Here is a 20,686-nt window from a genome sequence, read left to right as displayed (position 1 = left end):
ATTTAATGACTAAAGGTACAAAGAAACTAGCATTGGTATTATTCATTGCTTTACTAACTGTTGTTATGGCAGCATGCGGAAATAATTCAGCCAATGAAAAAGAAGCTAAGGCTGGAACAGATAAAGATGGGTTAAAAATTGCCATTGTAACAAGCCCTTCAGGCGTTGATGATGGCAGCTTTAATGAAGATAACTATAACGGTATTTTGAGCTTTATTGACAAGCATCCAAATGCAACAGTAAAGGCGATTAAAGAAGAAACAGGTGATCCTGCTGCGGCTGTTCAAGCTGTTGCTGATATTGTGGCAGATTATGATGTCATCGTAACACCTGGATTTCAATTTGCTGGAGTTTCCAGTATTGCTGTAGAAAATCCTGATAAAATGTTTATTTTAAATGACTCTGAGCCTGCACCAGTTGGTGACCAAAAAGAATTCGATAATATCTATGCTATGAATTTCGCTGAACAAGAAAGTGGATTTTTTGCAGGAATGGCTGCAGCACTTGAAACAAAGTCAAATAAAGTAGCGGTTGTAAATGGCATTGCATATCCTTCAAACGTCAACTATCAATATGGCTTTGAATCAGGTGTAAACTATGCTAATAAAGTTTTTGGCAAAGATGTAGAACTTGTTGAATTATCAGGGTATGCAGGAACTGATGTAGAAGGTAATGATGTTGGCGGTAACTATGCAGGTTCGTTCGCGGATGAAGCAACTGGAAAGGTAATCGGAAATGCATTAATTAAACAAGGTGCAGATATCATTTTTGTTGCAGCTGGCGGAACTGGTAATGGTGTATTCACAGCAGTTAAGGAAGCTAAAGACGACGTAAAAGTAATTGGTGTCGATGTTGACCAATTTGATGACGGTAAAAATGGTTCTGAGAATATTGTTTTAACATCTGCAGTAAAATTCATGAGCATGAATATCGAAAAGACATTAAATTCTGTTGCGGATGGAAGCTTTAAAGGTGGAAACGTTGTTCTTCATGCAGATACAGATTCAACTGGATTTATTAGTGAAGAAGGCCGCCACCAATTATCAGAGGACACACTTGCTAAAATGAATGAGGCTTATAAGTTGGTACAGGATGGCACAATCGTACCTGCTTCCAACTTCAATGGCCATACTCCAGAAAAGTTCCCTGGTCTATAACATTCAAATAGTAATTTTTGAAATGACAGCAGAAGTTTATCATTCCCTGAACCCCAGGGGGTGATGAACTTCTTTTACCTTACTTTCCTGGTAAAGGAGAAAAAAGATGTCCGATTATATTGTAGAAATGAAACATATAACCAAACGATTCCCAGGCATAGTGGCAAATGATGATGTATCCCTTGGCATTAAAAAGGGAGAAATTTTTGCCTTGCTTGGGGAAAATGGTGCAGGTAAATCGACTTTGATGAGTATGCTGGGCGGAATGTATGAACCGGATGCAGGAGAAATTTATATCCGGGGAGAGAAGGTTCAAATTAGCTCACCCAATCATGCTGCAAAGCTTAATATAGGGATGGTCCATCAGCATTTTAAGCTTGTTTCCGATTATACGATTACAGAGAATATTATTTTGGGAGTTGAGCCAATTAAAAAATTGGCAGGTCTTTTTCCATATGTTGATATTCGAAATGCTAATCGTAAAATTGAAGAATTATCCAAAAACTTCGGCCTGGAAGTAGATCCTACGAAAAAAATAGACGATCTTACTGTTTCCATGCAGCAACGGGTGGAAATTTTAAAGGTGCTTTATCGTGAGGCGGAAATTCTTATTTTCGATGAACCGACCGCAGTTTTGACACCTCAAGAAATTGAGTTCCTGCTTGATATTATCGAAGGTCTGCGAAACGGTGGAAAGACAATCATCTTAATTACACATAAGTTGGAAGAAATTAAGAAAGTAGCCGATCGATGTGCTGTTTTGAACAAAGGCAAATTAGTTGGCGTGTTGAATGTAAAAGAAACATCTACCCAACAAATGGCCAGGCTCATGGTCGGCCGGGAAGTAAATTTTGAATCAGATAAAGCCCCTGCAATAATGAAAGAGGAAGTATTGAAGGTAGAAAACTTAACCATTAATAATGAAGATGGATTTGAAGTAGTAAAAGATGTTTCCTTTACCATCCATAGTGGCGAAATATTTGCTATTGCTGGAGTGGCAGATAATGGGCAAGTTGAAATAGCAGATGCGATTGCCGGATTAACAAAGGTTAGTAGCGGAAAAGTGTTCCTCCAAGGTAAGGACATTACGAATGAAAGTATAAGAAACAGAACAGAAATTGGAATATCTTATATACCTGAAGACCGACAAAGATTTGGACTTGTATTGGATTTTGATTTATCAACAAACTTAGCATTAAAACAGTACTATCAGGAGCCTTTTTGCAGTAAGGGAATCCTGAATAAAGACGAAATTGACCAATTTGGCAGCAAATTGATTGATAAATATGATATTCGAAGTGGACAAGGGATTAAGACTCAAGTTCGATCGATGAGTGGTGGTAATCAGCAAAAGGCAATTATTGCTCGTGAAATCGAATTACAATCGCCGTTGATGATTTTCGTCCAGCCAACACGAGGAGTCGATATTGGCGCGATTGAAAATATTCATAAAATGATCATTGAAGAACGGGATAAAGGAAAAGCAATTTTGCTCGTTTCATTGGAGCTGGATGAAATTATGAATGTAGCAGATACCATTGGTGTTATCTATAATGGCCAATTTCAAAAAATAGCCAGCAGTGAATCGTTAACAACGAATGAAGTTGGCGAATATATGATGGGGGCAAAGCATGAATAAAGATAGTAAAAGAAAAAGCTTGCGTTATAGTCTTCTTCGGCCAATAAGCAATGAGAAATGGCAGCATATCTCAATTCCAATAGTCTCCATCCTATTAAGTTTTATTGCTGCGGCCATTGTTATTTTGTTGATTGGCAAAAATCCTTTACAGGCATTTTACAATCTGCTCCAAGGGGCAGGAATCATGCCCAAACCTTCTTATGCTGGCTATAAGAGCATAGTGACTGATTTTTTGAGTCTGCTAAATGCGATGACGCCGCTTGTGTTTGCAAGCCTTGCAGTGGCTGTTGCATTCAGGGCAGGCCTATTTAATATTGGTGTTTCCGGCCAAATGCTAGCCTCTGGTTTTTTAGCGACGATTATCGTCGGGTACAGTGGCTTAGATGCCATAATTGCCAAGCCGCTTGTGCTGGTAATCGGAATCGTCGCGGGGGGATTAATGGGAGGATTAGTAGGCTGGCTAAAATATAAATTTAACATTAATGAAGTCGTATCGACGATTATGTTAAATTATATTGCTCAATATGTAATAAGCTTTTTTATTCACATGTATTATATTGATCCTGTATCAAGACAATCCAAGTATATTGAAGAAGCAGCAAGGTTGACTTTAGTAAATATCGAGATAGCCAACCTGAAAATGGACATTCCATTAGGCTTTATTTTAGCCATCATTACCGCCATTTTAATTAAATTTGTCATGGACAAAACAGTGGTTGGTTTTGAAATTAAAGCGGTGGGTTCAAATCGGAATGCAGCAAAGTATGCAGGAATTAATGTTGGGAGAAATACAGTCCTCGCCATGGTTATGTCAGGTGGTCTGGCTGGCCTTGCAGGGGTCACGTACTATTTAGGTTACTTTTCTTCCATCCAGCCAAAGGTTCTATCAAGTATCGGTTTTGATTCGATTGCTGTATCACTATTAGGAAACTCTCATCCAATTGGCGTTATTTTTTCATCATTTTTAGTCTCAATTATTGATCAGGGAAGCACATATATGAGCTCACAGGCTGGAATTAGACAAGAAATTTCTTCTGTTATCATCGGGTTAATCCTATTGTTTAGTGCATGTGGTGAATATTTGAAATATAAACTCCGCCGCTTGAAGGATAAAGAAGTGGATCGAAAGGAGAATGAATCATAATGGATACAGTAATTATTGATGGATTATCCTTTGCTCTGCCTCTTTTTATTATTGCGATAGGCGGTATATACAGTGAAAAGAGTGGTATTACCAATTTGGCGCTTGAAGGCTTTCAAGGCTTTGGGGCATTCATCGGAGCGCTGTCTGCAGTTTTAATCGCAAATGCTTCTGGCACTGATATTCAAGAACTCGTTTATGTTGCGTTCCTGTTTTCCATGATTGGCGGGATGTCGTTTTCGATTATCCATGCTGTACTAAGTATTAAGTTTAAGGCAGACCAAGTTATCAGCGGTGTTGTAATTAATATTTTGGCTTTGGCATTAACGACTTTCTTAACGACACAAATAAATGCACTCGTATTCGGATCGGCTTCGGACAAGTTTCGTTTGGGTGTTTCGGAGCGGTTTACGATTGAAGGTTTAGCCGATATACCAGTGATTGGTGCAGTCTTTACGAATGTGTATCCGTTCCAAGTAATCATCATCGTGATTGCCATTTTTGCCTGGTACCTTTTATATAAAACAAAATTTGGCATGCGCTTAAGAGCAGCCGGGGAAAATCCCCATGCAGTGGATGCTGCAGGTGTAGATGTATCAAAAATTAGATTTTCGGCGGTTCTGATATCGGGCCTGTTGGCAGGTCTGGGCGGTATGTGTTTTGCTTACTCCATTTCAGCCAACTTTTCATCAAATATTTATATGGGATATGGATTCTTGGCAATTGCTGCATTAATTTTTGGCAATTGGAGGATTCTCCCTACGTTAGCCGCCTGTTTATTATTTGGTTTTGCAAAATCCGGGGGAGCGTTTATTGCCCAGTCAATGGCATTGCCAAGCAGTTACACTGATTTATTCATGATTTTGCCGTATGTAATAACGTTATTGTTATTAATCTTTTTCTCTAAATCAAACCGCGCACCAAGGGCGTTGGGTGAAATTTATGACAAAGGAAAAAGATAATTGAACACGTTGGAATGAATAAGCTTTATAAATATAGTAAACGAAAAGTCTTTATTATATGAAAAAATCTAAATTAATTAACATTACTGTTGATTTCCGCTCCATTTTCGAACGAGTCTTCGTGTCTTCCGCTCCAATCAACAGAATGGGGAAAACCTGATTCATTCTATTGTTGCTTTATATGTTTCAAAAGCTATAACCACTTCCTTTCAAATAGGGGAGTGGATTTTTTTGTTTGAACATTATGTATTGAAGCTTTTAAAATAAATCGAACATAAACTGACAAAATTCCGTCAATTATGACAAATAAATGAAATCATTGCCAATCTAGTTGAATTCAAAAAATTACTACAGTAATATAATAGTAGAACTTGTGAAATATTTCACAATATTTCGCTGACAACTCGCCTGCTTAATGATAAGCAGGCAGGAAAGTAGTTCAAAAATACAGAAGAGGTGTACAACATGGCAAAAATTTTAGTTGCTGGAGAAATTCCGAAAATTGGGCTAGAGCTTCTTGAAGATCATGAGGTAGAAATCTTTCCTGTTGAGGAATTGATTTCAGAGGCGGAATTGAAAGATCGCATTAAAGACAAGGACGCGCTTTTAAGTCTTCTTTCTACTCCTGTAAGTAAGGAAATTATTGACCAGGCACCAAATCTTAAAATCATTGCCAACTACGGTGCTGGTTTTAATAATATCGATTTTGAATATGCTGCTTCAAAAGGTATTCCTGTTACTAACACACCGATTGCTTCAACAGCATCTACTGCTGAACTGACATTTGCCCTCGTACTTGCTGCAGCAAGAAGAATTGCTGAAGGAGATGAAGTGTGCCGGACTGTAGGCTTTAATGGCTGGGCACCTCTTTATTTCCGTGGGCGTGAAGTTTCAGGCAAAACAATTGGTATTATTGGTTTTGGCCAGATTGGCCAGGCAGTAGCAAAGCGTGCACGCGGTTTCGATATGAGGGTTCTATACAGCGATATTAGACAGCAGAGCCCTGAGGTGGAAGAGGCACTGGGTGCTACCTATGTTTCATTTGAGGAACTGCTCGCATCTTCAGACTTTATTACATTAAATTGTGCTTACAATCCAAGCATGAAGCATATGTTCAGTACAAAGCAATTTGAAATGATGAAACCAACTGCCTACCTGATCAACTGCGCACGCGGTCCGATTGTCGAAGAGGCATCCTTAATCAAGGCTCTTGAGGAAAAAGTGATTGAAGGCGCAGCTCTTGACGTCTTCGAATTCGAGCCGGAAATTGGCGAAGGCTTGAAAAAGCTAAAAAATGTTGTTCTGACTCCGCATATCGGCAATGCAACATTTGAAGCCCGTGACTCGATGGCTGAAATGGCTGCAGGCAACATCAAAAAGGTATTAAACGACGAGGCTCCTTTATATGTGGTTAACGGAGTAGACGCAAAGTAATTATCGGTAAAGAGACAGGCAGCTTGTTCTGCCTGCTTCTTTTCCCTAAGATTGTTCAGTATTTCACAAAGTTTTCGTTTTATATCGTTTATAGACCAATTGTGAAAGAAAGGTGTAACCCATTATGCAATGGACTCAAAATTATGCAGCTCTTGGCGATAACATCGTTCTTACTGCCTTTGTCGTAGCCATACCGATTTTTTTCCTGATATGGGCATTGGCATTTAAACGCATGAAGGGCCATATAGCAGGATTACTTACATTATTAATTGCATTAGTTACGGTTATTCTTGTTTATAAAATGCCGTTCACCGCAGCAATCTCGGCCACCCTGCTTGGAATGGTGAATGGGCTTTTCCCGATTGGCTGGATCATCATTGCTGCGGTGTTCCTATACAACCTTACAGTGAAATCGGGAAAGTTTGATATTGTTAAAAGTTCAATTTCATCGATTTCCGATGACAGAAGAATTCAGGCACTTGTAATCGCATTCTGCTTTTCTTCCTTTCTTGAAGGAGTTGCCGGCCAGGGGGCACCAGTAGCAATAGCTGCTGCTATGCTGATTGGGCTGGGATTTAATCCTTTGAAGGCTGCAGTAATCAGCCTTGTCGCAAACGTCCCGCCAGTGCCTTTCGGGCCAGTCGGAACACCAACCATTATGATGTCTTCTGTAACAGGCATTGATGAAAAGGTAATCTCTCATGCGGTAGGCACCCAGGTTACCTTCATCTCAATTATCATCCCGATTTTTATGTTGTTCGTAATGGTAGGCTGGAAGAAAACGGTTGAGGTCCTCCCTGCTGCACTTGTTGCAGGCATTGGCTTTGCCATCCCATTCTACTTTATTACGAAATATATGGGACCAATTTTGCCAAGTATAATTTCTTCCGTTATCTCCCTGCTGGCTCTTGCTGCCTTTACAAGAGTCTGGAAACCTAAAACGATATACCGGTTCCCTGATGAAAAAGAAACAACTTCAGGGGAACAGAAGAAATATTCAGCTGGGGAAATTATTCATGCCTGGTCGCCATTCTATATTCTAATGGGTGTTATGACTGTTTGGGGTACGCCTAGCTTCAAAAATTGGGTTTTAAACGATCTGAAATGGTTCGTAAGTATTGACAACTGGCCTGGTCTTGGCGGAGTTGTCTACAAAGCAGCACCAATTGTTAAGCAAGCAGAAGTTTATGCGGCAGGATATCGTTGGGATTATTTCTCAGCTGCCGGCACAGCATTGATGCTAACTGCCATCGTTTCAATTTTCATCCTGAGAATCAAGCCAGGAACCGCTGTAAAGGTTCTTGGGGAAACTGTAAATCAGCTTAAATTCTCACTTATAACCATTGCATCGGTTCTAGGCCTCGCCTATTTGTCTAATTACTCTGGCCTATCTTTCACACTTGGTCTTGCGTTTGTTGAAACAGGAAAAATCTTTATCATCTTCTCGCCAATCCTGGGCTGGCTTGGGGTATTCCTGACTGGTTCCGTTACTTCATCTGCTGCCCTATTCGGTAAAATGCAGCAGGTTACAGCTGAATACCTTCAGTTAAATCCGCTGTTGACCATCTCGGCTAATATGACAGGCGCTATTATGGGAAAACTGATTTCACCTCAATCGATAGCGGTCGCCGCCGGTGCGGTTGGGCTTGCAGGCAGGGAAAACGAAATCTTCCGCCAGACGATCAAGTATTCACTCATGCTCGTAGCACTGGTTATTGTCATTATTCTCATTCAGGCCTATCTTCTTCCAGGAACATTACCTAAAATTTAGTCAAGGTTTCAGAACATGCGTTGCCAATTTAAATTATATAAGAGGAACTATAGAATCTTAATTTAATTGAAGTGGAAGGCGCGAAGACTCCTGTGGGAGCAGCGTGACAGGTGAGACCCCACAGGCGCATGCGCCGAGGAGGCTCACCGCACGCCCCACGGAAAGCCAAGCGCCTGTAGCGAAAATTAAAGGGCAAAACTTATAAGTTCCTCTTATATCAAAAATATAAAAGTATAATGAAAGGGGTTAACTTAAATGGCCACTATGGCAACTAAGGAAAAAAGCATGATGGATGGCAGGCTTTTCAAAATTGATGAAGTGCTCCAATTTGATTCAGAGGCAGGGAAAAGGACGTTAATCTATGAAACAGATAAAACGTCTGCTGTTATTTGGGGCATTGAACCTGGTCAGACTTGCTTCAATCATTCACATTCGAAAGCAGATGATTTTTGGATTTGTATCCAGGGAACAGGGGTTTTCTATCCTGGGAACGGTGAAGAAGTTGAAATTAAAAAAGGGGACATGATTATCTCCAGAGCAGGAGAGCATCATGGGATGAAAAATACTGGAGATGAGCGCTTCATTTTTATCGGTGTAGCAGGCCCGATGCCAATGGACGTAATCAGGTATTAAAACACTAAAAAGAATAAAATAAAAACAGGCTGTCCCGTTAGTTTCGGGGCAGCCATTTTATTGTTTGCTAAAGCCTTCTCAGTTACATAATTGGCATTGGGCTTAAGGTTCATGGGTAGTAAAAAAGTGTCCGTTTCTACTAACATAATCTGGATAGGTAAAGGGTATTTAAGACTATTTTGTTCATTCCGCTCCCCCTTTGTTTAATTCCTTATCCTTTTTTGTGTATAGTGATTTTGTGATAATTTATCAGAATAAGAAAAATACTAAAGATCAAAAGGATGATAATGGGGAATTGAAGATGCAGATTACTTTAAGTGAATTACTTCGCCGGGTAGGACTATCCTGTAATGATGAAACGATAGTAGTTAACGGGATTGAGTCTGACTCAAGGAAAATTAAAAAGGGTAATCTATTCGTAGCCATTAAGGGACACGATAAGGATGGGCATGTTTATATTGATTCGGCGATTGAAAACGGCGCCGCCGCCGTAATTGGTGAACAAGAACTTGATAGCCTGCCTGTCCCGTATTACAAAGTACATAATTCAAGGCAAATCGTTTCCGTTTTGGCGAATACCTTTTATGGACATCCCCAAAATAAACATATAATTGTTGGCATTACCGGAACAAATGGAAAAACCTCAACAGCTTATCTTCTTCACCATATCTTGTCTTTCAATGGGAAAACATCCTCTCTTCTGGGGACGGTGGAGTATGTTTTTAATGGAAGCAGACATGAATCCAGTCTAACTACACCAGATGCGGTATCTCTTCAAAAAATGATTCATGAAAGCAAGGATGAATTTATTATAATGGAAGTGTCCTCACATGGCCTGGACCAGTTCCGCTTGGCAGGCCCAATGCTTGACTACGCTATTTTCACAAATTTAAGCCATGAGCATATGGATTATCATTCCGATTTTGAAGAGTATTTTCAGGCGAAGAAAAAAATATTTAAATGCCTGAAAACTGGAGGAAAGGGCATAATTGGAGCCTACACTCCCTGGGGCGAAAGAATGGCTGAGGAGCTGGCTGCCGAAAAGGTGCCCTCGATATCATACGGCAACAGCAATAAGAAAGAAGCCATTTACCTTAAGTCGTTTATGACTGTTCCAACATTGTGTTTGGTCATAGACGATAACGGACAAGAGTATAGTCTTACTATGAGGATTCCAGGAAAGCATAATGTTTACAATGCCTTGGGAAGTTATATTTGTGCGAGGGCAATAGGATTAACACCCCAGCAAATTATTCGTGCTTTGGAGTGCTTCCAAGGAGTTCCTGGAAGGTTTGAGCAAGTTGACCTTCCCTTGGGTGCAAGAGCCATTGTGGATTATGCCCATACACCTGATGGGTTAATTCATGCTCTTGAAACTGCAAGCCACTGTGTGGAAAATAATCTTTATCATATTTTTGGTTTTCGGGGCAGGCGGGATCCTACGAAGCGGGAAGAAATGGTGAAAATCAGTCAGGCAATCTGCAGCCATGTGTTTTTAACTCTCGATGATTTAAATGGAGTAGATAAGGAGCAGATGGTCGAGGAGTTAAAGGAACTAAGCAAACCGTATCAAAACATTACTGTCATCGAGGACCGTACAGAAGCAATTGCTCATGCCATGGGTTCATTGGGACAAGGCGATGGGCTCATTATAACTGGTAAAGGCCCGGAACCTTACAAAGACGAGTATACGTATAAAACAAAAAGCGACATAGACACAATTTATTACTTCCTTACCGAAGGAAAGATAGTCGAGCCAATTAATGGTTAAACATTTAAAGACAGCTGAGCGGATCAGCTGTCTTTTTGTCAAAAAAGGATTCCCGATATGTGACTCTTTCCTTACCAGCTTTGGCGCGCGGTTCTGTTTTGAGAGCGATAGGCATCAATCAGGATGACAATTGCTGAAACCATATGCATAAACATGCCAACGAAGGGAATCCAGGCAATTAGAGAGGTAATGAGCCCCAGGATGTTTCCTCCCTTAGGCTCGTTTTCCCTGGACGCAAAAACGATTGTCACGATATGAAGAATGGCCATGAAAAACAATGCGGAATAACCAGTTGAAATAACGATGAACGCGCCCAACAGTGGTACCCCCAGCAAAAATTCCAATCCGCCTGAAACCCATTTCAAGGTTGTAGAAGTATTATTCATGTTTCCGACCCCTTTCTTAATCCGTATAAGTATTACGTTAAGCCTATTTAAATAGTTTCGCTTTTTTAGCAAAAACCTAAAGAAGTTTCGTCATGACAATATATTCGATAGGGCCCCGGTAAAACCGGCAGGCCTCCTGGAATCCAAACGTTTCGTAAAGGCGGGCTGCCCTTTTATTGAAAGATGCGACGGTTAGGCGAAATGGTTTGCCATGTAACTCCAGATTTTTAAGAATGTATGAAAAAAAGGACCGGCCGCGGCCTTTACCTGTTAAGCTGGGGTTCATACCCAGTCCAACATCTATATACCCTTCTGGATAAGCCCCAAGCTCTCTTCCAGCCGGCACCTGTGCCGATGCCCCCATGCAATAGAACCCAATAAGTCCCCCTTTTATGTCAACTAAAGCATAGTAGGGAGTTTCAAGCAGCTCCTGTATCCCTTCTTGAGATCCATCACCGTTATACAAATCATAGGGAGGTTCATATCTCCAATTAATTATTTCCTTTGCGAGTTGTTCATTCATATCTACACTGCGCAGCTGCATCTTGGGACACTCCATTTAAAAATAAATTTTTAAAATTGAAACTTTTTACCAGAAATAATCGTCTATTAATAACCTGATTTTTTGTTATTTTTTTGGATTACAGGTATTTTACAGAATTTATAGAATTTTATATGTATGTTAAACTTACTATAAGAGTTCTGGATTTTCAATTACTAGAAAGCGGGAGGAAAAAGATGCTGCATGAAACAATGAATCTTAATATTAACAAAATTTTATTAAATATCGAGAAAGTTATGACTGGCAAGCGGAAGGTAGCTGAACTCAGCTTGGTAGCGCTTCTTGCTGAAGGGCATGTATTGCTGGAAGATGTTCCTGGAGTAGGGAAAACAATGATGGTCCGCTCGCTTGCGAAATCAGTTGGTGCGTCATTTAGAAGGATTCAATTCACCCCCGACCTGCTTCCTTCTGATGTAACTGGGATTTCTATTTATAATCCAAAGGAGATGGAATTTCAATTCCTCCCCGGACCGATTATGGGAAATATCATTCTTGCAGACGAAATAAACCGGACATCTCCGAAAACCCAATCTGCCCTGCTTGAAGCAATGGAGGAACAAAGTGTGACGATTGACGGGGTCACACATCGACTTGAAAAGCCCTTTTTTGTTATGGCTACACAGAATCCAATTGAATATGAGGGAACCTACCCACTGCCTGAAGCACAGCTCGATCGTTTCCTTCTTAAAATGAAAATGGGCTATCCTGAAATCAATGAAGAAATGGAGGTACTGAATCGGGCTCAAAACACCCCGCCAATTGATGAGCTTGAGCCAGTAGTTAGCCTGGAAGAGTTAAGAGATCTCCAAAAGGAAATTAAAAATGTGTTTGTTGATGAAACGGTCAAACGTTACATAGTGGATATTTCAAACAGGACAAGGATCCACGAAAATGTCTACCTTGGTGCCAGCCCCCGCGGGTCAATAGGTTTGATGAAAGCAGCACAGGCTTATGCCTTCGTCTCTGGACGCGATTATGTACTTCCGGATGATGTACAATATCTCGCACCATTTGTACTGTCCCACCGGTTGATATTGAAATCTGAAGCTAAATTCGAAGGGATTACAGCAGAAGAAATTATTAACCGGATTGTCGCAAGGGTGCCGGTTCCGGTTCAAAGGCTTGTGAAATAAATGAAGGGAAAGCTGGCATCTATAAAACAAACTTGGAAATTTGCCATCCTAGTCTTTCTACTCATTTTGGCTTTTTGTTACGCGATGTTTCAGGGCGGATTTGTCAGCTGGTTTCTATTCTATAGTTTTCTGCCATTTGCCATCTATTCTTTGGCTGTTTCTTTTTATCCGGTCATGGAGATTGAAATTGAGCGGCATTTGCCAAAGCACGAGTACAATGCTGGTGAACCGTTGACGGTTCGGACTATCCTGAAGCGAGCCAATTCCTTCCCATTATTTTATCTGCTGGCCGAGGAACAGGTAAGTGAATCGTTAAGAATTCCTTCAAAAAAAGCCTTGTTGTTTCCCGGGTTCCAAAAAGAAATTATGTTTGAATACTCGATCGAGGATTTGCCTCGTGGAGAACATTTTTTTCAGTCATTTAAACTCAAAACGGGCGACCTGCTGGGAATGATTGAAAAGGAGCGGACTATTGAGTCCGAAAGTAAAATTATTGTATACCCTTCTTATACAGAAATGATTTATCGTCCGTTTGAAAATCATTACGATCAGGGTATGACGGCCTCAAGGGAAAGAGTCCAGCGGGATACAACGATGGCAATCGGTGTCCGTGATTATCAGCCTGGTGACCGTTTTTCATGGATTAACTGGAAGGCAAGTGCAAAGCGCAATGATATTATGACGAAGGAATTTGAGCAACGGCAATCACACGATGTCATGATTGTCATGGATTGTGCACCGGATAACCGGTTTGAAGGAATTGTATCATTTTCTGCATCCATTACTAGAGCAATTTTGAAAAAAGGGGCACAGGCTGGCCTCCTTACGGTGAGTAAAGAGCGTGCATCCTTTCCGATTCGGGGAGGAGAAGCCCATCTGCAGCAAATTTTTTATCATCTAGCCAAAATTCAGCCGGTATGCAGTGTACCCATTGATAAAGTGCTTGAGGCCGAAATGTTTTATGCCGGACAGAATGTAACAATGAAGATCGTGACATCAACTCTTTCTAAAGCACTCATTGAACGGGCAAGTTTTATTGGACAAAGGAAAGGAACGGTTACTATTTTTCTTATAAAAAGTGAAAAAGAGTCGCCAACCAATGAAGAACTTTCCCTAAAATCAATGGCGAACGCACGTGGGGTAAGGGTGATCATGGTCCATGAGCATCAATTTGAATCAGCCTTCTCGGAGGTGAGCCTGCGATGAACACAAATGCACCAGCCAGGGACTTAACAACGATGATTCTTTATGGACTTGGTTTTCTGCTTATTTGGGAGTGGCTAAGGCCTGTCCAGGAGTTGACTGACACCGAACAAATTGAAGTCTTTTTAATCTTTCTGCTCCTATCGTTTGCCGGGCCCTTATTCAAACTTCCTGGGTCGATGCAATTCTTTATCAAAATATTTTACATGTGCTATGCCATCTACAGGTTTTATTTTGCAGGAGGTTTTTTTAAGTTTGAATGGTGGGGGCAGTTTTTTACTGATATAAAAATGAACCTAGGCTTAATCATGAGCCGGGATTTTCAACAGCTTTCCAACAGCTTCAGGACATTGATGTTCTTCCTTCTCCTTTGGCTGATGGTGTATCTTATCCAGTACTGGCTCCTGAACAAACGCCGGATTTTTGTTTTTTTCTTGATGACAGTCATTTATATTACGGTACTTGATACGTTTACGAATTTCAAGGGAGATGGAGCAATAGTCAGGATAGTTGCCGCGGGCTTTCTGGTAATGGGGATTCTCACATATTCCCGCCTTTTGGCTGAGGGGAAGCTTGGCGGGGGCTCTTCTCTTGCCCGGAAATGGATGGTACCGCTCGCAGTCATGATTTTCTTCAGTACAGCAGTCGGATACGCAGCACCAAAAGCGGAGCCGATTTGGCCTGATCCCGTCCCGTTCTTGAAATCATTTAACCCCGATAGCGGAGATGGCTCTGGAGGAGTTTCCCGAATTGGTTATGGAACGAACGATTCCAGGCTTGGCGGACCATTCTTGCCTGACGACACAATCGTGTTTAGGGCAAAGGCTGAAAGCAGGCATTATTGGAAAGTTGAATCAAAAGATGTCTATACTGGCAAAGGGTGGGTTCTTTCAGACAGTGGAGCTGATTCCCATGAGTTTACACAAGAGGAAGCCGTCCCATTGGAAGGATACCCTGACACTGTGAAAAAAGAAGAAGAAAAAGCCGATGTATTCATGTATTTAAAGTATCCTCATATTGCATATCCCGCGACGGTTAAGCAAATTCACACCGATCCCGGTGTGACCTATGCAATGGATCCGGTCTCTGAGAAAATTCTTTCTATGGATCAAGGACGGCCGTTGCTGCTGGATAATTTCTCTTTTACCTACGATATCCCCGCCTTTAAGATGGAAGATTTGAGGCAGGCAGATAGTTCCGATAGCAAAGGGCTTAGCCCTGCATTTCTGGAGCGCTATACCCAGCTTCCCGACTCGCTTCCTGAAAGAGTGAGGGAGCTTGCCCAGAGCATTGCCGGAAAGGCAGACAATTGGTATGACCAGGCAAAATTGATTGAGAACTATTTTGACAGCAATGGATTTACTTATGATCAAAAAGACGTAGCTGTTCCCGGCAAGGAACAGGATTATGTGGATCAGTTTTTGTTTGAGACTAAGAAAGGATATTGCGATAACTTCTCAACCTCAATGACTGTGATGTTAAGGAGCATAGGCATCCCTGCACGCTGGGTGAAGGGGTATACAGAGGGGGAAATAAAGACGTTTGATAAACAAGGACGCATGTTTGAAATAACAAATAACAATGCGCACTCATGGGTTGAGGTATATCTACCGAACCTAGGCTGGATTCCACTCGAGCCTACGAAAGGATTTTCAAACAGCATCCAGATTGACAGGAGTACTGATGCCAATCAGCCGGGGACTACTCCGGATTCTACTCCAACTCCTAATCAAACCAACCCGAATAATCAGTTGGACCGACTGGAGGAAAATGATCCCATTGCCCAGCAACGAAGCAGTGTTGCTAGTCCATTAGAGGAAGCGAGGACGTTCGTCGAGAATCAGTGGAAATGGATTGCGGCGGGTTTACTGGTAATAGCAGCAGCAGCCCTGTATATTTATAACAAACGGAACAAATGGCTTCCTTACTATCTTGTTTACCGATTTAAGTTCGGAAATAAAGATGACCAGTTTTCAAAGGCTTACCTGGCTCTGCTTAGGCAGCTGGGAAGATATGGGCTTAAGAGGAAGGAAGGACAGACTCTTAGGAACTATGCCGGTTATATCGACAGCTTCTTTTCTTCAAGGGAAATGGGCAAACTGACAGCGTATTATGAACAATACTTATACAAGCGGGAAATACCGGAAGGAACATGGGAGGAAACGAAGCAATTGTGGGAAAATTTAATTAAAAAAACTATCTCTTGACCCAATGAATAAGGGTAGCTAGAATAGTATAGATAATTGAATCCGTACGAACCTTCATATATCCTCGATAATATGGATCGAAAGTCTCTACCGGGCCGCCGTAAATGGCCTGACTATGAAGGCAGTAATTTCATGTCCTGTTACCGGTGACCGGAATTCTGCCTTCTTTTTCTTTTTAAAGAGGGACAGGGTTCCGGTTTTTTTATAGTTAATCAGGGTGTGTTCTGCCTGTTTTTGTGTACATACTAAAGTTGAGGTGGATAAAGTGAATGTGAATAGCGCAAATTTGGACCAGGAAATGATTGTAGTTCTTGATTTCGGGAGCCAATATAATCAACTCATCACAAGGCGAATCAGGGAATTCGGCGTATATAGTGAGCTTCATCCCCATACATTGACAGCCGAAGAAATTAGAGCAATGAATCCAAAAGGTATTATCCTTTCCGGAGGCCCGAATAGTGTTTACGATGAGAATTCTTTCCGGTGCGATGAACGCATCTTTGATCTCGACCTTCCGGTTTTAGGCATATGCTATGGTATGCAATTAATGGCTGTTCATTTTGGTGGCAAAGTTGAAAAAGCGAAGAACCGTGAATATGGCAAGGCTGCTATCGCAGTCAATCGTGAGAGCCGTCTGTTTAGCGGACTGCCTGAAAGCCAAGTTGTCTGGATGAGCCATGGTGACCTTGTTACAGAAGTCCCTGCCGGTTTTACGGCGGATGCTGACAGTCCGTCCTGTCCAATTTCATCAATGAGCGATGAGGACAGAAAGCTATACGGAGTCCAATTCCATCCGGAAGTACGCCATTCAGTACATGGCAATGAGCTGTTGAAAAATTTCGTGATTGGTATCTGCGGCTGCAGCGGGACATGGTCGATGGAGAACTTCATTGAATTTGAGATGGAAAAAATACGCCAGACAGTCGGGGATAAAAAGGTATTATGCGCCCTTAGTGGCGGCGTTGATTCATCCGTTGTGGCAGTGCTTATTCATAAGGCAATCGGCGACCAACTTACATGCATTTTCGTTGACCATGGGCTTTTGCGCAAGGGAGAAGCCGAGCAGGTCGTACAGACATTTGCCGATGGATTCCAAATGAATGTCATTAAAGTGGATGCCCGCGACCGCTTTATGGAAAAGCTCCGGGGAGTATCCGATCCGGAGCAGAAGCGAAAAATTATTGGTAACGAGTTTATCTATGTTTTTGATGATGAAGCCAGCAAACTCGAAGGAATCGACTATCTGGCTCAAGGCACCCTTTATACTGATATTATTGAAAGCGGGACAGCAACAGCCCAGACAATCAAATCTCACCACAACGTGGGCGGACTTCCTGAGGATATGCAGTTCCAGTTGATTGAGCCGTTAAATACCCTCTTTAAGGATGAAGTTCGCGCGCTTGGGACAGAGCTGGGTATCCCGGATGAAATCGTTTGGAGGCAGCCATTCCCTGGTCCGGGCCTTGGGATCCGTGTTCTTGGGGAAATCACCGAAGATAAGCTTGAAATTGTACGTGAATCAGATGCGATTTTACGTGAGGAAGTTAGAAAAGCCGGCTTGGAACGGGAAATCTGGCAATACTTTACTGTGCTTCCGAATATCCGCAGTGTCGGAGTTATGGGGGATGCCAGAACCTATGATTACACAATTGGCATTCGTGCGGTTACAAGTATCGATGGAATGACCTCTGATTGGGCAAGAATCCCTTGGGATGTCCTTGAAACCATTTCAACCCGGATAGTTAACGAAGTGCCGCATGTTAACAGAGTTGTTTACGATATCACAAGCAAGCCACCCGCAACAATTGAATGGGAATAGGATTCATACGAACAATTTTTAATTTTTATTAAAAATTGTTCGTATTTTTTGTTGACGTCGACGCGGGTTAGCTGATAAAATGTCAACGTACTGATTATTTTATATAGTTTTGCTTCGTATAAAATCGGGGATATGGCCCGGAAGTCTCTACCAAGCTGCCGTAAATAGCTTGACTACGAGGTAATTATAAGTTGCTGCCCCTAAGGCTGCATTTATATTTGCCTTTGTCAGCGTCCCGGCGGTTTTAAGCCAGGGGCGTTTTTTGTATCTGAACTGGGCAGACTATGCCTAAAATAAAAATAGGGGGATTTTAGGATGAAAAAGTACTTCATGTTTGAAGAACTAGGCACCAACTACCGCAGGGAAGTAGTAGGCGGCATTACGACCTTTCTTGCAATGGCATATATCTTGATTGTCAACCCGCTGACATTGACGCTTGCCAATGTGGATGGCTTGCCTGAAGCAATGCGCATGAACCATGGGGCGGTCTTCGTAGCGACAGCACTGGCGGCTGCGGTTGGCTCTATTATCATGGGGCTGATTGGAAAATATCCAATAGCATTGGCGCCTGGTATGGGATTGAACGCATTCTTTGCATATTCGGTCGTCCTTGGACATGGTGCACCATGGCAGCATGCCTTGGCGGCGGTTTTTATTTCAAGTGTGTTTTTTCTTCTATTAACTTTATCTGGCTGGCGTGAGAAGCTGATTAACGCTATACCAGTTGAATTAAAATATGCAGTTGGGGCCGGAATTGGCTTGTTTATAACCTTTATTGGTTTGAAAAATGCAGGGATTATTGTAAATAACGATGCAACATTAGTGGGGCTTGGGGATCTTACCTCGGGTAATACCTTGTTAGCTATTTTCGGTTTATTGGTTACTGTCATGATGATGACCAGGAAAATTAACGGAGCAGTTTTTTATGGGATTGTCATTACGGTTATTATTGGTATTATTTTTGGCCTTATTAAAATGCCTACAGCGGTCGTTGGTGCGGTACCTAGTATTGAACCAACCTTCGGCGCATTGTTCTCATCCTTTAATGATGCTTCATTCTACACTTCTACGATGCTCGGTATTATCCTGACTTTCCTATTTGTGGACTTCTTTGATAACGCGGGAACTTTGGTAGCTGTTGCAAACCAGGCAGGATTAATGAAAGATAACAAACTGCCTCGTGCTGGCCGGGCCCTTTTTGCGGATTCGGTCGCTTCATTAGTAGGTTCAGTCTTTGGGACATCAACAACGACATCCTATGTTGAATCGACAGCTGGAGTTGCGGCTGGGGCAAGGTCAGGGCTGGCGGCTCTCGTTACTGCAGCGTGTTTCATTTTATCGTTATTTTTCTTCCCGCTGCTTTCTGTCGTTACATCACCGGTTACTGCACCAGCATTAGTCATTGTCGGGGTGCTGATGGTTTCAAACTTAGGGAAAATAGACTGGAACCGTTTTGAGATTGCTGTTCCTTCCTTTTTAACGATTATTACTATGCCACTTTCATCGAGTATTGCAACAGGGATTGCCGCTGGGTTCATTTTCTATCCGATCACAATGCTTGTTGCCGGGAAAAGGAAAGACATTCATCCGATTATGTATTTGTTCTTTGCTATTTTCCTTCTATACTTTATATTCTTGACCGAATAGTTCTTTAAAGGATCGGCCTTCTGAGCCGGTCCTTTTCTTTTTTACGGGCTTTGTTATTTGACTATTATTTAAGGGTCTTTAACAGTTAAGTTAACAATGTAGAAAAGCAGGTGCAGTCTCCGTGGCTAGCTTGTCAATAGGCAAGATTCTTAACAACAATGTACTTATAGCAGAAGATCCGGACTATTGAGAGGTTGTCCTAATTGGAAAAGGGATTGGTTTTAATCGTAAAGCCAACGAGCTCCTTGACCCCCTTGCTTGCAGAGAAAGTATTTGTTTAAAAAATGGAAAGGAACAAAAAGCTATATTAATCTTCTGCCATTCCTTAAAGATGATTTGCAAAGGCATATCATTTTCGCGATTGAATTTAATAAAAGAGAAAGTTCCACTGATGAGAATGGTGATGAATTGGTTGATACCGGAATCGTTTCTCCATTAAAAGGAGAACTAAAGCCGATAACTGATGTCCCAGACCAAGTGTTGCGGGAAAGATGATGGGAGATGGTTTTGCGATTGAACCGGCTGAAGGTCTTGTGGTATCCCCTGTTGATGGCAAAATCATTAACCTATTTCCGACAAAGCATGCAATCGGAATATTGTCCGATGCTGGGAGAGAGATACTCATCAATGTTGGAATTGACACTGTAAATTTAAAGGGGCAAGGTTTTGAAACGTTGGTGGAAGAGAATGCTGTTGTCAAAAAAGGCCAGCCTCTTTTGAATTTTGATATTGAATTTATAAGAAGTAACGCAACTCAGTTATAACTCCAATCGTTTTTATTAATCTTCAGGACGGGGAAAGTATTTCAATAGAAAAGCTTGGTTCCGCTCAACAAGGTGAAGAAGGAATTGTTGGTTTTAAAAAGTAACCAAGATGACAGGCCTCTTTAATAGAGGTCTGCTTTTAAAGATTGGTAAAAATAGGCAGCGGGACCGGAGTGGATATTGGTTGACGGTAGATTGGTTATGGTGATATTATAGTTAAACACCAGCGGAAAGTGTTTTTTACTTTCAGTTTCATTTATGAAAATTGATTGTTGACAGCTATTCGTAATGGTGTTATATTAGAAAAGTTGTTTCGAAAAATAACTTTCTTAACAAAGCAAGTTTATAAAAGAAAGTTGTTGACAAAGAAACGACAGAATGCTATATTGATATAGTTGTTCTGAAAGATTGTTCCTTGAAAACTAAACAAACAAGCGTCAACAAACAATAATATGAT

15 protein-coding genes, 2 pseudogenes and 2 riboswitches are annotated in these 20,686 nt (G+C 41.5%); of the genes and pseudogenes, 15 read left to right on the top strand and 2 right to left on the bottom strand.

What is annotated here, in order from left to right; translation table 11 throughout:
• Nucleotides 1-5 precede the first annotated feature (5 nt).
• The 8 genes from A8F94_RS07040 (at nt 6) to A8F94_RS07005 (ending at nt 10,508) form a co-directional block, all read left to right on the top strand.
• Nucleotides 6-1,157, top strand: coding sequence for a BMP family lipoprotein (locus A8F94_RS07040; RefSeq protein ID WP_066197642.1), 1,152 nt, complete (start codon nt 6-8; stop codon nt 1,155-1,157).
• A 106-nt stretch (nt 1,158-1,263) separates the two neighbouring features.
• Nucleotides 1,264-2,796, top strand: a complete 1,533-nt coding sequence (locus A8F94_RS07035) for an ABC transporter ATP-binding protein (RefSeq protein ID WP_066197639.1) — start codon at nt 1,264-1,266, stop codon at nt 2,794-2,796.
• Nucleotides 2,789-3,940, top strand: coding sequence for an ABC transporter permease (locus A8F94_RS07030; protein WP_066197633.1), 1,152 nt, complete (start codon nt 2,789-2,791; stop codon nt 3,938-3,940). Before A8F94_RS07035 ends, A8F94_RS07030 begins: the two co-directional genes overlap by 8 nt.
• Nucleotides 3,940-4,899, top strand: a complete 960-nt coding sequence (locus A8F94_RS07025) for an ABC transporter permease (RefSeq protein WP_066197630.1) — start codon at nt 3,940-3,942, stop codon at nt 4,897-4,899. The genes A8F94_RS07030 and A8F94_RS07025 overlap by 1 nt, the downstream gene beginning before the upstream one ends.
• Nucleotides 4,900-5,364: 465 nt before the next feature.
• A complete protein-coding gene (locus tag A8F94_RS07020; protein WP_066197626.1) occupies nt 5,365-6,333 on the top strand; it encodes a 2-hydroxyacid dehydrogenase family protein in 969 nt (322 codons plus the stop codon).
• A gap of 124 nt (nt 6,334-6,457) precedes the next feature.
• Nucleotides 6,458-8,104, top strand: a complete 1,647-nt coding sequence (locus A8F94_RS07015) for an L-lactate permease (RefSeq protein WP_066197624.1) — start codon at nt 6,458-6,460, stop codon at nt 8,102-8,104.
• 255 nt (nt 8,105-8,359) lie between these two features.
• Nucleotides 8,360-8,737: a cupin domain-containing protein gene (locus tag A8F94_RS07010; RefSeq protein WP_217490905.1), complete on the top strand. Its 378-nt coding sequence runs from the start codon at nt 8,360-8,362 to the stop codon at nt 8,735-8,737.
• A gap of 301 nt (nt 8,738-9,038) precedes the next feature.
• The gene (locus tag A8F94_RS07005) at nt 9,039-10,508 is read left to right on the top strand and encodes a UDP-N-acetylmuramoyl-L-alanyl-D-glutamate--2,6-diaminopimelate ligase (RefSeq protein ID WP_077247595.1); all 1,470 of its coding nucleotides are present in this window, start codon (nt 9,039-9,041) and stop codon (nt 10,506-10,508) included.
• Between the two features lie 71 nt (nt 10,509-10,579).
• Here A8F94_RS07005 and A8F94_RS07000 read toward each other — a convergent pair whose 3' ends face one another.
• Nucleotides 10,580-10,894, bottom strand: a complete 315-nt coding sequence (locus A8F94_RS07000; protein ID WP_066197620.1) for a hypothetical protein — start codon at nt 10,892-10,894, stop codon at nt 10,580-10,582.
• Between the two features lie 76 nt (nt 10,895-10,970).
• Nucleotides 10,971-11,438 carry a GNAT family N-acetyltransferase gene (locus A8F94_RS06995; protein ID WP_066197616.1) on the bottom strand — a complete coding sequence of 156 codons (468 nt, stop codon included), beginning with the start codon at nt 11,436-11,438 and terminating at the stop codon, nt 10,971-10,973.
• A 194-nt stretch (nt 11,439-11,632) separates the two neighbouring features.
• On the opposite strand from A8F94_RS06995, the gene A8F94_RS06990 reads away from it, so the two are divergent.
• From A8F94_RS06990 to A8F94_RS06960, 7 genes and pseudogenes are all read left to right on the top strand, one after another.
• Nucleotides 11,633-12,589 carry an AAA family ATPase gene (locus A8F94_RS06990; protein ID WP_066197614.1) on the top strand — a complete coding sequence of 319 codons (957 nt, stop codon included), beginning with the start codon at nt 11,633-11,635 and terminating at the stop codon, nt 12,587-12,589.
• The gene (locus A8F94_RS06985; protein ID WP_066197611.1) at nt 12,590-13,795 is read left to right on the top strand and encodes a DUF58 domain-containing protein; all 1,206 of its coding nucleotides are present in this window, start codon (nt 12,590-12,592) and stop codon (nt 13,793-13,795) included.
• On the top strand, nt 13,792-15,999 hold the full coding sequence (locus tag A8F94_RS06980; protein ID WP_066197604.1) for a transglutaminase TgpA family protein: 2,208 nt from the start codon (nt 13,792-13,794) through the stop codon (nt 15,997-15,999). The genes A8F94_RS06985 and A8F94_RS06980 overlap by 4 nt, the downstream gene beginning before the upstream one ends.
• 34 nt (nt 16,000-16,033) lie before the next feature.
• A riboswitch (purine riboswitch) is annotated at nt 16,034-16,135 on the top strand.
• 162 nt (nt 16,136-16,297) lie between these two features.
• Nucleotides 16,298-17,818, top strand: coding sequence for a glutamine-hydrolyzing GMP synthase (guaA, locus tag A8F94_RS06975; RefSeq protein ID WP_066197697.1), 1,521 nt, complete (start codon nt 16,298-16,300; stop codon nt 17,816-17,818).
• A 94-nt stretch (nt 17,819-17,912) separates the two neighbouring features.
• A riboswitch (purine riboswitch) is annotated at nt 17,913-18,014 on the top strand.
• Nucleotides 18,015-18,133: 119 nt separating this feature from the next.
• On the top strand, nt 18,134-19,465 hold the full coding sequence (locus tag A8F94_RS06970; protein ID WP_066197598.1) for an NCS2 family permease: 1,332 nt from the start codon (nt 18,134-18,136) through the stop codon (nt 19,463-19,465).
• A 193-nt stretch (nt 19,466-19,658) separates the two neighbouring features.
• Nucleotides 19,659-19,904 (top strand): annotated as a pseudogene (locus tag A8F94_RS26495) (hypothetical protein); the annotation flags it as partial.
• Nucleotides 19,886-20,333: pseudogene (locus tag A8F94_RS06960) on the top strand (PTS sugar transporter subunit IIA); the annotation flags it as partial. The pseudogenes A8F94_RS26495 and A8F94_RS06960, both read left to right, overlap by 19 nt.
• Nucleotides 20,334-20,686: the final 353 nt, after the last annotated feature.

This window comes from Bacillus sp. FJAT-27225 (assembly GCF_001685025.1).
GTDB lineage: Bacteria > Bacillota > Bacilli > Bacillales > Cytobacillaceae > Bacillus_D.
This window is presented reverse-complemented; position numbering and strand designations above follow the sequence as displayed.